This window comes from Citrobacter sp. Cf088, assembly GCF_030334295.1.
Lineage (GTDB): Bacteria > Pseudomonadota > Gammaproteobacteria > Enterobacterales > Enterobacteriaceae > Citrobacter > Citrobacter freundii.
On the sequence record NZ_JAOWEE010000039.1, the window covers coordinates 1 to 14,802 of the forward strand.

The window sequence follows — 14,802 nt, forward strand, 5'->3', positions numbered from 1 at the left end:
AGTTTCCTGTGGCCCGCAACCCTTAAATGACAGAAAAATGACTGACTGCTGCATTCCACAGCAAAACCCCGCCTTATACCCATTTACGCACAGAGTTATCCACAATCGTAAGCAAATTATCTGTCAGTGTCCCTGAAAAAGGAGAGAACCGGTATGAAAACTTCTATATAGAAAGAAATTCACTCTACGCTATATAAAGAAGAAGGGCTGACAACTTAAGCTCCATAATCCCTACCACCTTTGAATTACGCCCCCCATCAGGCGATAATACCCGCACAAACCGTGATTCCAGGACCGTGATGAGACACTCACTGCAACGTACTGCTATACGCAAACGCCCGATGAAGCTTGGCACCACCGTGATCCTCATGGTTAGTGCAGTTCTCTTCTCCGTGCTGCTTGTCGTTCATCTGATTTATTTCTCGCAAATTAGCAACATGACGCGCGATGCGTTAGCGAGTAAAGCGCTTGCCGTCGCGCGAACGTTGGCCAACTCTCCGGAGATCCGCCAGGGACTAATGAAAAAGCCCGAGGAAAGCGGTATTCAGGCGATTGCCCAAGCGGTGAATAAGAGCAACGATTTTTTGTTCATCGTCGTCACCGATATGCAAAGCATTCGTTACTCCCATCCCGAAGCACAGCGAATCGGCCAGCCATTTAAAGGCGATGACATTTTGCTGGCCCTGCAAGGTAAAGAGAATGTCGCCATTAATCGCGGGTTTCTGGCTAAAGCCCTGCGGGTATTCACCCCTATATATGACGAACATCACCAGCAAATTGGCGTGGTAGCGATCGGTCTTGAGCTAAGCAGAGTTGCTGAACAGATCAATAACAGCCGCGGCAGCATCATCTGGTCAATCTTATTTGGCGTGCTGGTTGGGCTGCTCGGCACATGGATATTCGTTAAGGTCCTCAAACGCATTCTGTTTGGTCTGGAACCTTATGAAATCTCCAATCTGTTCGAACAACGCCAGGCAATGCTGCACTCTATAAAGGAAGGTGTCATTGCCGTTGACGAGTGCGGTGAAGTGACGCTGATTAACCAGGCGGCGCAGGAGCTGCTGGATTATCACAAATCACAAGATGATGCCCAGCTCTCCACGCTCAGCCATGCGTGGTCACAGGTGGTCGATTTTTCACAGGTACTACATGACGGAACGCCGCGCCGCGATGAAGAGATCATGGTGAAGGATCGGCTACTCTTAATTAACACAGTCCCGGTACTCAGCAACGGTAAAATCATCGGCGCCATTTCAACCTTCAGAGATAAGACTGAAGTCCGAAAGTTAATGCAACGCCTGGACGGTATGGTCAACTATGCCGATGCACTTCGTGAACGATCCCACGAATTCATGAATAAATTGCACGTGATTCTGGGATTATTGCATCTGAAAAGTTATAAGCAGCTTGAAAATTACATCCTAAAGACCGCGAACAATTATCAGGAAGAAATTGGCTCACTGTTAGGAAAAATAAAATCTCCGGTGATCGCAGGATTTTTACTCAGTAAGATTAATCGCACATCTGATTTAGGCCATAGCCTGGTCATCAGCAATGAAAGCCAGCTACCGGAAAATAACAACGAAGATCAGGTGGCGGTGCTGATTACCGTTCTGGGGAATCTGATTGAAAACGCCCTGGAGGCGCTAGGTCAAGAACCTGGTGGTGAGATCAGCGTATCCTTGCATTATCGACACGGCTGGTTGCATTGCGAAGTGAATGACGATGGTCCGGGGATCGCCCCCGAAAACATTGAGCACATCTTTGAGAAGGGCGTTTCGTCAAAAGGAACCGAACGGGGCGTAGGTTTAGCGCTTGTTAAACAACAGGTTGAAAACGTTGGCGGTAATATATCCGTCGAGTCTGAACCTGGGATCTTCACCCAATTTTTTGTACAGTTACCGTGGAATGGTGAGAGGGCCAGCAGATGATCAATGTCTTAATTGTCGATGACGATGCAATGGTAGCGGAATTAAACCGCCGTTATGTCGCGCAACTCTCCGGTTTTCACTGCTGCGGCACAGCCTCCACGCTGGAGAAAGCAAAAGAGATAATCTTTCATAGCGGTCATCATATAGATCTGATTTTGCTAGATATTTATATGCAAAAAGAAAACGGTCTGGACCTGCTACCGGTTCTGCACAGTGAAGGTTGCAAGTGCGATGTCATCGTCATCTCTTCTGCAGCCGATGCCACCACCATTAAAGATTCACTTCACTACGGCGTCGTTGACTACTTGATCAAACCTTTCCAGGCGTCCCGGTTTGAAGAGGCGCTCACCGGCTGGCTACAGAAAAAAACTGAGATGGAAAAGCATCAGTACTATGAACAGTCTGAGCTTGACCAGTTGATTCACGGCAGCTCCTCCAATGAACAAGAAACGCGGCGCTTACCCAAAGGATTAACGCCACAAACGTTGCGCACGTTGTGCCAGTGGATTGATGAGCACCAGGATCAGGAGTTCTCCACGGATGAGCTGGCTAACGAGGTCAATATCTCGCGCGTCTCTTGCCGTAAATACCTTATCTGGCTCGTCAATTGTCACATCTTATTTACCAGCATCCATTATGGCGTGACCGGCAGACCTGTTTATCGTTATCGCGTGCAGGCTGAACACTACTCATTGCTTAAACAATATTGCCAATAAATACACTTGGGATTATTTGTTATTTGAAAGTAACAATTATTAAAATAATGAAAAATCCCTATTTCACCAGCTGACACTGCAAAATTATAAATTTGCGTTAGATCAAATATATTTGTATCCGGCATGTTAAATGTATTATTTTAATATTGACAAATATCACACTGTTTTTAATTTCAAAATCGCTAACAAAAGTTAATTAAGTATTATCTAACTCGCAGAGTGTGTATTTTTACCCATAAAGGATTAGTCTGAAATTAACCAGACATACAAAATCTAGACTGGTAGCAATGGAGACCATGCTACGTACCATGGACACCGTACATTTTTGTGAGCAAATAAAAGTATCCGCACGCCGACTTCATCACATCATGAAATGGCGTGACCGTGATCACATAAATAACCCACTCACTCATTCTGTCGGTGGTTCATGTAATAGCGGAAAACGCAAAATAGATAAATTACAGCGTCAACCGCGGCTCTCCATGTTCAGCTCTGCTTCCCATCGCCTGAGGATTCTCTCCTCTGATCAAAGCCACAGAAAAAACCAAATATCGCCATAACTTTAAAAAAAATTCTAGCAAGACATTTGAACATTAATCGCAAATACGGACATATCGAATACTGACCATTTTTTGATGCTTATTCTGGCAAAAAAGAATGTGGCACAGATCCATTTTTCAAAAAATTGACTGGGTTTTTCGCGAGGGTAAATAAAATGTTATTTAGTATACAACTTCTCATAATATTAATATGTTTGTTTTATGGTGCCAGAAAGGGCGGTATCGCGCTGGGTTTATTAGGCGGTATCGGCCTGGTCATTCTGGTTTTCGTTTTCCATCTCCAGCCGGGTAAACCACCTGTAGATGTCATGCTGGTTATTATTGCCGTGGTGGCCGCATCGGCAACCTTACAAGCCTCCGGCGGTCTTGACGTTATGCTGCAAATCGCTGAAAAGCTGCTGCGCCGTAACCCAAAATATGTTTCCATCGTCGCACCTTTCGTTACCTGCACCCTGACGATTCTCTGCGGTACAGGGCACGTGGTATACACCATCCTGCCAATCATTTATGACGTTGCCATTAAGAACAATATTCGCCCGGAACGTCCGATGGCGGCGAGTTCTATCGGTGCGCAGATGGGGATTATCGCCAGCCCGGTTTCTGTAGCCGTTGTGTCACTGGTAGCAATGCTGGGTAACGTAACGTTTGAAGGCAAGCATCTCGAATTCCTCGACCTGCTCAGCATCACCATCCCGTCTACCTTGTTGGGTATCCTGGCGATCGGTATCTTCAGCTGGTTCCGTGGTAAAGATCTGGATAAAGATGAAGAGTTCCAGAAGTTCATTTCTGTACCTGAAAACCACAACTATGTGTATGGCGATACCGCCACGCTGTTAGACAAAAAGCTGCCGAAAAGCAACTGGCTGGCCATGTGGATCTTCCTTGCCGCTATCGCCGTTGTTGCCGTACTCGGCGCGTTCTCTGAGCTGCGCCCTACCTTTAGCGGCAAACCACTGTCAATGGTGCTGGTTATCCAGATGTTCATGCTGCTGACCGGTGCGCTGATTATTATCCTGACGAAGACCAATCCCGCTTCAATATCTAAAAACGAAGTCTTCCGTTCCGGTATGATCGCGATTGTGGCGGTGTACGGTATTGCCTGGATGGCCGAAACAATGTTCGGCGCACACATGACAGAAATCGAAGGTGTGCTGGGCAATATGGTGAAAGAGTATCCGTGGGCCTATGCAATTGTTCTGCTGCTGGTATCCAAATTTGTAAACTCCCAGGCAGCAGCGCTGGCAGCGATTGTTCCGGTCGCACTGGCAATCGGGGTTGATCCAGCGTACATCGTGGCTTCCGCTCCGGCATGTTACGGTTACTACATTCTGCCGACCTACCCGAGCGACCTGGCGGCTATTCAGTTTGACCGCTCTGGCACCACCCACATTGGCCGCTTCGTTATCAACCACAGCTTCATTCTGCCTGGTTTGATCGGCGTAAGCGTATCCTGTGTCTTTGGTTGGATCTTCGCCGCAATGTACGGTTTCCTGTAATCACAGTTCGCGTGCCGTCCGCGTTGGTACGGCACGCCACCATTAAGACACAGAGAATTTTAAAATTCCTGAGAAAAATGAAAAGGCTGGAAGCAAATGTCAAAAGTTGAATTCACTTACCAGGCGGCTTTCCCACTGGGGGAAGACAAAACTGAGTACTACCTGCTGACATCCGATCACGTCAGTGTCGGCGAGTTTGAAGGCGAAAAAATCCTGAAAGTAGCTCCTGAAGCACTTACGCTACTGGCCCAACAAGCCTTCCACGATGCCTCCTTCATGCTCCGCCCAGAACACCAACAGCAAGTCGCCTCAATTCTCCATGATCCCGAAGCCAGCGAGAACGATAAGTACGTAGCGCTGCAGTTCCTGAGAAACTCCGAAATCGCCGCCAAAGGCGTGTTGCCAACCTGCCAGGACACCGGTACGGCAATTATCATGGGTAAAAAAGGTCAGCGCGTTTGGACCGGCGGCGGCGATGAAGCGGCCCTCTCCAAAGGCGTATTTAATACCTATATTGAAGATAACCTGCGCTACTCGCAAAACGCGGCGCTGGATATGTACAAAGAAGTGAATACCGGCACCAACCTGCCCGCACAAATCGATCTGTACAGCGTGGACGGTGACGAATACAAATTCCTGTGCGTGGCCAAAGGCGGCGGCTCAGCCAACAAAACCTATCTGTATCAGGAAACCAAAGCGCTGCTGACTCCCGGAAAACTGAAAAACTTCCTGGTTGAGAAAATGCGCACGCTGGGTACTGCAGCTTGCCCGCCGTATCACATCGCATTCGTCATTGGCGGGACGTCAGCGGAAAGTACCCTTAAAACGGTGAAATTGGCCAGCACACACTACTATGACGCGCTGCCGACTGAAGGTAATGCTCACGGCCAGGCGTTCCGCGATCTCCAACTGGAACAGGAACTGCTGATCGAGGCGCAGAAACTCGGCCTTGGCGCTCAGTTTGGCGGGAAATACTTCGCACATGATATCCGCGTGATCCGCCTGCCTCGCCACGGCGCATCCTGCCCGGTTGGTATGGGCGTTTCTTGCTCCGCAGACCGTAATATTAAAGCCAAGATTAACCGCGAAGGGATCTGGATTGAAAAACTGGAACATAACCCAGGTCAGTACATTCCGGAATCTCTGCGCCAGGCGGGTGAAGGTGAAGTGGTTAAAGTTGACCTTAACCGCCCGATGAAAGAGATCCTCGCTCAGCTCTCTCAGTACCCGGTTTCTACTCGTCTGTCACTGAGCGGTACTATCATTGTCGGTCGTGACATTGCCCACGCGAAGTTAAAAGAACGTATTGAGTCCGGCGAAGGTTTACCGCAGTACGTGAAAGATCATCCGATCTACTACGCGGGTCCGGCCAAAACGCCTGCAGGCTATCCGTCGGGTTCATTAGGCCCAACCACCGCGGGTCGTATGGACTCCTACGTTGACCTGTTGCAGTCTCACGGCGGCAGCATGATCATGTTGGCGAAAGGTAACCGTAGCCAGCAGGTGACTGACGCCTGCCACAAACACGGCGGCTTCTACTTAGGCAGCATCGGTGGTCCGGCAGCGGTACTGGCGCAGCAGAGCATTAAGCATCTGGAATGCGTGGAATACCCGGAGCTGGGAATGGAAGCTATCTGGAAAATCGAAGTAGAAGATTTCCCTGCTTTCATCCTGGTCGATGACAAAGGCAACGATTTCTTCCAGCAAATCGTCAGCAAACAATGCGCTAACTGCGCGAAGTAACCCATTCGGCCCGGCACTGGACTGGCACTAAATTTTTGGCGTCAGTCCAGCGATCCCCCCGGGCCAACTTTATCCCCCCATTTACTGGTATTGAATTTTTGCCGTTCACAGGGAATAGTGGCCTTTTCCATTACGTGTGAATTCGCAATGCTCCGCACTCTGAACCCCACAATCTTGCACACTGGCGCAGTGTTCCTGGCGCTGATCCTTATCTACACCGGTATCTCTGCCTCGGAGAAAATCACCTGGCTGATGGAAGTCACGCCGGTCATTATTGTCGTCCCGCTGTTGCTGGCTACCATGAAGCAGTATCCATTGACGCCGCTGCTTTATACGTTGATTTTCTTGCACGCCATCATTCTGATGGTAGGCGGGATGTATACCTACGCCAAAGTTCCCGTCGGTTTTCAGGTTCAGGAATGGCTGGATCTCAGTCGTAACCCCTATGACAAGTTGGGTCACTTCTTCCAGGGGCTGGTACCAGCCCTGACGGCAAGAGAGATTTTAGTGCGTGGCAATATTGTCCGTGGTCGTAAGATGCTGGCATTTTTAGTCTGCTGCGTAGCCCTGGCGATTAGCGCAATGTATGAACTGATCGAGTGGTGGGCAGCGCTGGCAATGGGACAAGGTGCGGAAGACTTCCTTGGCACGCAGGGTGACCCGTGGGATACCCAGTCGGACATGTTCTGCGCCCTGCTCGGTGCGTTAACAACGATCCTCGCGTTGGCGGGCTGGCACAATCGGCAGTTGAAAACGGCCGGAGAGCGCTAACGCTTCTCCGGCAATCTGCGCTACCTACTGCGATACTTGATAACCAGAATCGGCAAGGCGAACAACAGTGTCAGAAAGTTCGCCATGCTGACAGCGGTATCTTCAATCAATAACCCATAAGCCAGCCACAACACCAGCCCGCACACAAACATCACATACATCAAACCGGAGATGCCTTGCGTGTTGCGGGTGGTAACAACCTTAATCGCCTGCGGCAAAAAAGAGAGCGTCGTCAGCGTTGCCGCCAGATAGCCAATCCAGGAATGCCACTCCATAGCTAGGCCTTCACATCGCTGGCTACTACCACCGGAATCTCCGGAGTATTCGACTGTTTGACGGGCGACGGCACTTTTCGGTACTTATCCAGCAGGTGGATCTGAATCTTACGCAGCATATCGCCATTCAACCGGTAGTAACGGAAATAGAGCACCAGTGTCACAACGAAAAAAAGCGTGGGCAGCGCGATCATGATGAACTGCATGCCGAGGATGGTCTCAGCAGATTGCGTCGCATTCGGAACATAACCAATCAATCCCAGCACCACCGCAATAAAGAAAGCGGAAAACGCCGAGCCACCTTTGACCACCATTGTCTGCACGGCATAGGCAATACTCTCGCAGCGGACGTTAAACTTGTATTCACCGTAATCTACGGTGTCCGCCACCATAATCACCTGCAGAACCCAGAACAGCGCCGTACCAATGTTCAGAAGGATCCCTGCGGTAACAATCAGGAAAGTATTGTGGAATGCCCCCAGAGCCATAATCAGCAATACGCCTGCGCTGAGAACTGGCATAACCGAAGCGCCAGCCCACAGTACCCGGCGAGAAAGCGCCTTTGACAGACGGGGAAAGAGAATCAATGTCAGCAAGTTAGCTGCTCCGGCATAGGAGAGGTAGTATGGGAAAAGGTCAGCATCACCCACCACGTAGGTGAAGTAGTAAATCGCAAAACCTGTAATGATATTGGACGCCACGTTGTAAGCCAGCGCCATCCCCAGCAGGCAGGAAAGCTGATCGTTTTTGTAGATAAGCGCAAGGATTGATTTCAGCGTCAGCCGGGTGCTGTCTGCGGTAGCTTCGCTGTCAGAGGAATACACTTCATGCACATTGCGCAAGGTTACGAGGGTAGAAACAATAAAAAATGCGATCAGCACCAGCGTAAACATCTGAAAACCGAACCCGCGATCCGCGCCGCCAACATAGTTTACAAAGGGTAGCGTCACGCCTGCGGTAACAAACCCGGCAAGGCTGGCGAAAAAACGAGGGAACGGCACCAGTTGTTCACGTTCGCGTTTATCCAGCGTAATCGTGGGGACCAGCGACCAGAATGGAATATCCATAATGGTGTAGGTCATCCCCCATAAAATATACGTCACGCAAACAAATACGACCTGCGCAGTACCCTCAAACAGATGTGCGCTAAAAAGCAAAAACAGCACCAACGAGTTCGCCAGCGTACCGAGTAAGATCCAGGGTTTAAATTTTCCCCAACGCGACCGGGTGGCATTCACTATCCACCCCATCACCGGATCGTTAAACGCGTTCCATATTTTTGCCACCAGGAACAAGGTTCCGACGACGCCCACCGATAATCCCACCACGTCGGTGTAGTAATACATCAGGTACATGTACACAATACCGATGGCGAAATCCTTACCGAACGCTCCAAATCCGTAACTGAGTTTTGTTGTCAGAGAGATGCTCATAGGGTATCGGGTCGCTGTTACCAGCGCCCGCCTTCTGTAAGAGGAAACGTCAGAGGTTAAACGCCGGATGCTCTGCCCGGCGTGATTGTGTATTAACGGTGCAGCCAGGCCGGCAGCCAGTCGCCGTGAGACGCGATCAGATCGTCCACCAGCGCATAAATCTCTTCAATCCCCAGTACCGCGGCGGTATGCGGATCCATCATCGCCGCGTGATAAACACGATCGCGATTCTCCGTCAGGATGGCTTCCGTTAGCAGAGTCTGAACATTGATATTGGTTTGCATCATCGCCGCCAAATGTGACGGGAGAGCTCCGACTTTCGTTGGCTGAATACCATTCGCATCAACCAGACAAGCGACTTCAACACAGCAACCTTGCGGCAGGTTATCGATCAGATTGTCATTGCGAACATTGCCATACACGACGCTCGGTTCACCGGTCCAGATAGCGTTCATGATAGTGCTGGCATATTCGCGCGATGGTTTAATGTCGATCCGCTCAGCCGTTTTGTACTCTTCCAGCTCTTTTTTCCAGTTCGCCAACTGTTCCACACAACGTTTCGGATATTCATCCAATGGCACCTTATAGCGCTCAATCAGATCTTCACGCCCCGGTTTGATAAACCACGGCGTATATTCGGCGAAGTGCTCCGACGATTCGGTGACGAAATACCCCAGTTTTTTGAACATTTCATAGCGCACAATATTCTGGCAACGGGTATTTCCGTGAATATTCGGTTTCGGCGCCTGACCGGATTGATAGGCCGCCAGCAGCTCCGGGTAGAGATTCACATAGGCGCCGTCCGCCGTTTTGCGCTCCAGCTCCAGATAAAATGCCATATGGTTGATCCCAGCACTGCGATAGCGCAAAGAGGCAGGGTCAATGTTCAGATCGCGGGCCAACTCCTCCGCCGTCCCCTGCACCGAATGACACAGCCCAACCTGCTTAATATGCGGATAGCGCGCATACATTGCCCAGGTGTTCATCGCCATCGGGTTAACGTAGTTAAGCATGGTGGCCTGCGGACAGACTTCGGTCATATCCTCACAAATCTGCCATAAATGCGGAATGGTGCGCAGCGCGCGCATAATGCCGCCCGGCCCCAGCGTGTCGGCAATCGTCTGCTCCAGACCATGGCGTTTACACACCGTAAAATCGGTGACGGTACAGGGTTCATAGCCGCCGATCTGGAAAGCGACCACCACAAAATCAGCATCCTGTAATGCTGCTTTTTGATCGGTATAGCAGGTGATTCGTCCAGACGCGCCCGCAGAATCCATCAACTTGCGCACAACAACGTGTGACTCTTCCAGACGCGTAGGATCGAGATCCATCAAGGCGATATGCGCAGATTTAAGCGCATCGCGGTGAAAGACGTCCCCAAGAATATTTTTGACGAAAATCGTGGAACCGGCGCCGATAAAGGTAATTTTGGGTGCAGACATCATGACTCTCCAGAACATTAGTGAACACCGTCATGGTGGCACAGCGTATAGCTGAAAACTTCCGACTTCTCTGCTGAGCATTCCCATAAACTCAGATCATCATTCTGCACCCTATTAGATCTGAGTTTATGGGACAAAATTACCCAAAAAGCAGAGTATGTGGCCGCAAAATGTCGCTATGCTCAATGGTAACGGTCCAATTTGTGTCCTGATTCTCAGCCTTGATACGTGTTAAATGACATGATTCTGATAATTCAGGAAATGGAGCAACCATGAGTACATTACCGACATCGCCTCTTCCCCCCGATCCGCACATGTGCAGTAGCGATGAAGAACAAACCCGCAGCCCGCTATCGCTGTACTCAGAATATCAACGGATGGATATCGAGTTGCGCTCACCGCATGCTATGCCAGCCAGCCACTGGCATGGGCAGGTGGAGATCAATGTGCCGTTTGATGGTGACGTCGAGTACCTGATCAACAACGAAGTCGTACAGATAAAACAGGGACACATCACGCTATTCTGGGCCTGCACACCGCATCAACTCACGCGTCCGGGCAGTTGCCAAAGTATGGCTATCTTCAATTTACCGATGCACCTTTTCCTCTCCTGGCCGCTGGATCGCGAGTTGATCAACCATGTTACCCATGGAATGGTCATCAAATCGCTGGCGTCGCAGCAGTTGAGCACCTTTGAAGTTCAGCGCTGGCAACAGGAACTGAACAACCCGAACGAACAAATTCGCCAGCTCGCCATTGATGAAATTGGTCTGATGCTCAAGCGGTTTAGCCTTTCCGGCTGGCAGCCTATACTCGTCAATAAAACCTCGCGGACCCACAAAAACAGCGTGTCGCGGCACGCCCAGTTTTACGTCAGCCAAATGCTGAGCTTTATTGCCGATAACTACGATCAGGCGCTCACCATCAACGACGTCGCGGAACACGTGAAGCTCAACGCCAACTACGCGATGGGGATTTTCCAACGCGTGATGCAACTCACCCTGAAGCAGTACATCACGGCAATGCGGATCAATCACGTCCGCGCATTGCTTAGCGATACCGATAAAACCATTCTCGACGTTGCATTGACCGCCGGATTCCGTTCCAGCAGCCGTTTTTATGACACCTTCAGCAAGTTTGTCGGCATGTCGCCGCAGCAGTACCGCAAACTAAGCCAGCAGCATCGGCAAACAATGGCTGGTTGATATCATTCGGCCATATCAGTATCAGCCAAAAAAATAATCCCCCTGTCGATAAACGGTGGTGAAAAACCGCTAATAAGCAAACGTAACCATATGTTTAAAAACAAATTAAACATAAATCAGACTATTTTCCACCCGCTTTACAGCCCGTTTTGACAGGATAATACTTGCCTGCGTCACATTCATACGGTGTGTCTGCAATTTATAGATTGCAACCTTTCCACAACCGGGTAAAAGATGATGAAAGTATTAATTGTTGAAAGTGAGTTTCTGCATCAGGACACCTGGGTCGGTAGCGCTGTCGAACGTCTGGCTGACGCATTAAGCCGCCAAAATGTTACCGTCATTAAGTCCACCTCATTCGACGATGGCTACGCAATCCTCGCCGCCAATGAAGCCATTGATTGCCTGATGTTCAGCTATCAAATGGAACAACAAGACGAACATCTGAACGTCAGGCAATTGATCGGCAAGCTCCACGAGCGCCAGCAAAACGTTCCCGTATTCCTGCTGGGCGATCGCGAAAAAGCCACCGCATCGCTGGATCGCGACCTGCTGGAGCTTGTCGATGAATTCGCCTGGATTCTGGAGGACAGCGCTGACTTTATCGCTGGCCGTGCCATCGCAGCGATGACTCGCTATCGTCAGCAGTTGTTACCACCGCTGTTCAACGCCCTGATGAAATACAGCAATGTCCATGAGTATTCCTGGGCTGCACCGGGTCACCAGGGCGGTGTCGGTTTCACCAAAACACCTGCCGGTCGACTGTACCATGACTACTACGGTGAGAATCTCTTCCGTACCGACATGGGGATTGAACGTACCAATCTCGGTTCTTTACTCGACCATACAGGCGCATTTGGGGAAAGTGAAAAAAATGCTGCCCGCGTGTTCGGTGCCGACCGTTCCTGGTCCGTAGTGGTCGGGACTTCCGGCTCTAACCGCACCATCATGCAGGCCTGTATGACCGACAACGACGTCGTGGTGCTGGATCGTAACTGCCATAAATCCATCGAACAGGGGCTGATCCTCACCGGGGCAAAACCGGTGTACATGGTGCCAAGCCGCAACCGGTACGGCATTATCGGGCCTATCTACCCGCAAGAAATGCAGCCTGAAACTTTACAGAAAAAAATCAGCGAAAGCCCGCTGACCAAAGGCAAAGCAGGGCAAAAACCGTCTTACAGCGTTGTGACCAACTGTACCTACGACGGTGTTTGCTACAACGCCAAAGAGGCGCAGGATCTGCTCGCACAAACCAGCGATCGCATCCACTTCGATGAAGCCTGGTACGGCTATGCTCGCTTCAACCCAATTTATGCCGATCACTACGCCATGCGTGGCGCGCCGGGCGATCATAACGGTCCTACCGTTTTTGCCACCCACTCGACCCACAAACTGCTGAATGCGCTCTCTCAGGCATCTTACATTCACGTTCGTGAAGGGCGTGGGGCCGTGAACTTCTCCCGCTTTAACCAGGCGTACATGATGCACGCCACCACCTCTCCGCTGTATGCTATCTGCGCCTCAAACGACGTGGCGGTCTCCATGATGGACGGTAACAGCGGCCTGTCGCTCACTCAGGAAGTGATCGACGAAGCAGTCGATTTCCGTCAGGCCATGGCACGGTTGTACAAAGAGTTTACCGCCGAAGGCGACTGGTTCTTCAAACCGTGGAACAAAGAAGTGGTAACCGATCCGCAGACCGGTAAAACCTATGACTTTGCCGACGCGCCAGCCACATTGCTGGCAACCGATCAGAACTGCTGGGTGATGCGTCCGGGTGAATCCTGGCACGGCTTTAAAGACCTGCCGGATAACTGGAGCATGCTGGATCCGATCAAAGTCAGCATTCTGGCGCCGGGGATGGGCGACGATGGCGAACTGGAAGAGAACGGCGTACCGGCCGCACTGGTTACCGCCTGGCTTGGCCGCCACGGCATCGTGCCGACCCGAACCACCGATTTCCAGATTATGTTCCTGTTCTCCATGGGGATTACCCGCGGGAAATGGGGCACACTGATCAACACGCTGTGCTCTTTCAAACACCACTACGATGCCAATACCCCGCTGGCACAGGTGATGCCAGAACTGGTTGAGGAACATCCTGACACTTATGCCAACATGGGTATTCACGATCTGGGCGACACCATGTTCGCCTGGCTGAAAGAGAACAACCCAGGCAGCCGTCTCAATGCAGCCTACTCCGGTCTGCCGGATGCGGATATTACTCCGCGTGACGCTTACAACGCGATAGTCAGTGACAACGTTGAGATGGTGGCGATTGAAAATCTGGCGGGACGTATTGCGGCAAACTCCGTGATCCCTTACCCACCGGGAATTCCGATGCTGCTGTCCGGTGAAAACTTTGGCGATGCCAACAGCCCGCAAATTGGGTACCTGCGTTCGTTGCAGTCCTGGGACCACCACTTCCCTGGATTTGAACATGAAACCGAAGGAACGGAAATTATTGACGGTGTTTATCACGTTATGTGCGTGAAAGCATAAGGTCTCTTTTTAGATAGTCCGATGTTTAAGGTAGACATGTCATTCTTGAGTAATTCCTGAGTATTGCTGCAAAACAATAACACTGTCATACCTTTTTGCGCGGGACCACCCCGCGCTTTTTTTATACGCAAATAGCATCTTTCCACTTGCGTAAAAAAATGTGTACATAAGAAAAATCCCACCAAACATTGTAATTAATTTCAGACACGTTATTTTATTGCGGTCCTGGTTTCATCATACAATTTCAATTTAGCCGATTTGGCTCATCTGATGTTGAGCTACGGTGTTTTTTCATATTCCTGGAGTTGGGTATGAAGCTTTGCAGCAAAGAAGCTGGTAATGACTCCAACTTATTGATAGTGTTTTATGTTCAGATAATGCCCGATGACTTTGTCATGCAGCTCCACCGATTTTGAGAACGACAGCGACTTCCGTCCCAGCCGTGCCAGGTGCTGCCTCAGATTCAGGTTATGCCGCTCAATTCGCTGCGTATATCGCTTGCTGATTACGTGCAGCTTTCCCTTCAGGCGGGATTCATACAGCGGCCAGCCATCCGTCATCCATATCACCACGTCAAAGGGTGACAGCAGGCTCATAAGACGCCCCAGCGTCGCCATAGTGCGTTCACCGAATACGTGCGCAACAACCGTCTTCCGGAGCCTGTCATACGCGTAAAACAGCCAGCGCTGGCGCGATTTAGCCCCGACGTATCCCCACTGTTC

The 14,802-nt window shown here is 50.4% G+C and carries 10 protein-coding genes and 1 pseudogene; 7 read left to right on the forward strand and 4 right to left on the reverse strand.

Features of this window, described 5'->3' with window-relative positions:
- Positions 1-299: 299 nt before the first annotated feature.
- The 5 genes from OGV71_RS05300 to OGV71_RS05320 all read left to right on the forward strand — a co-directional run bounded on the left by OGV71_RS05300 (position 300) and on the right by OGV71_RS05320 (position 7,217).
- Complete coding sequence (locus OGV71_RS05300; RefSeq protein ID WP_003031877.1) at positions 300-1,931, forward strand: sensor histidine kinase; 1,632 nt, start codon at positions 300-302, stop codon at positions 1,929-1,931.
- Positions 1,928-2,647 (forward strand): two-component system response regulator DcuR, encoded by a 720-nt coding sequence (gene dcuR, locus OGV71_RS05305; RefSeq protein ID WP_003031875.1) that lies wholly within the window; start codon positions 1,928-1,930, stop codon positions 2,645-2,647. The genes OGV71_RS05300 and dcuR overlap by 4 nt, the downstream gene beginning before the upstream one ends.
- Positions 2,648-3,362: 715 nt before the next feature.
- Positions 3,363-4,703 (forward strand): anaerobic C4-dicarboxylate transporter DcuB, encoded by a 1,341-nt coding sequence (gene dcuB, locus OGV71_RS05310; protein ID WP_003031873.1) that lies wholly within the window; start codon positions 3,363-3,365, stop codon positions 4,701-4,703.
- Positions 4,704-4,799: 96 nt separating this feature from the next.
- Positions 4,800-6,446, forward strand: a complete 1,647-nt coding sequence (fumA, locus tag OGV71_RS05315; protein WP_204584233.1) for a class I fumarate hydratase FumA — start codon at positions 4,800-4,802, stop codon at positions 6,444-6,446.
- A 147-nt stretch (positions 6,447-6,593) separates the two neighbouring features.
- Complete coding sequence (locus OGV71_RS05320) at positions 6,594-7,217, forward strand: DUF2238 domain-containing protein (RefSeq protein ID WP_003031870.1); 624 nt, start codon at positions 6,594-6,596, stop codon at positions 7,215-7,217.
- A gap of 20 nt (positions 7,218-7,237) precedes the next feature.
- Here the strand turns inward: OGV71_RS05320 and OGV71_RS05325 are convergent, their stop codons facing one another.
- The 3 genes from OGV71_RS05325 to melA form a co-directional block, all read right to left on the reverse strand.
- Positions 7,238-7,492, reverse strand: coding sequence for a SemiSWEET transporter (locus OGV71_RS05325; RefSeq protein ID WP_071696964.1), 255 nt, complete (start codon positions 7,490-7,492; stop codon positions 7,238-7,240).
- 2 nt (positions 7,493-7,494) lie between these two features.
- Positions 7,495-8,925: a melibiose:sodium transporter MelB gene (gene melB, locus OGV71_RS05330; protein ID WP_032948355.1), complete on the reverse strand. Its 1,431-nt coding sequence runs from the start codon at positions 8,923-8,925 to the stop codon at positions 7,495-7,497.
- Between the two features lie 92 nt (positions 8,926-9,017).
- Entirely contained in the window at positions 9,018-10,373 is a 1,356-nt protein-coding gene (gene melA, locus OGV71_RS05335) for an alpha-galactosidase (protein WP_100280262.1), read from the reverse strand.
- Between the two features lie 269 nt (positions 10,374-10,642).
- Here melA and melR point away from each other — a divergent pair, with 269 nt between their 5' ends.
- Together melR and adiA are read left to right on the forward strand one after the other, a co-directional pair.
- Positions 10,643-11,575: a transcriptional regulator MelR gene (gene melR, locus OGV71_RS05340; RefSeq protein ID WP_003841146.1), complete on the forward strand. Its 933-nt coding sequence runs from the start codon at positions 10,643-10,645 to the stop codon at positions 11,573-11,575.
- 237 nt (positions 11,576-11,812) lie between these two features.
- Positions 11,813-14,080 (forward strand): arginine decarboxylase, encoded by a 2,268-nt coding sequence (adiA, locus tag OGV71_RS05345; protein ID WP_008321469.1) that lies wholly within the window; start codon positions 11,813-11,815, stop codon positions 14,078-14,080.
- Positions 14,081-14,430: 350 nt separating this feature from the next.
- Here adiA and OGV71_RS05350 read toward each other — a convergent pair.
- Positions 14,431-14,802 (reverse strand): annotated as a pseudogene (locus OGV71_RS05350) (IS1-like element IS1B family transposase); the annotation flags it as partial.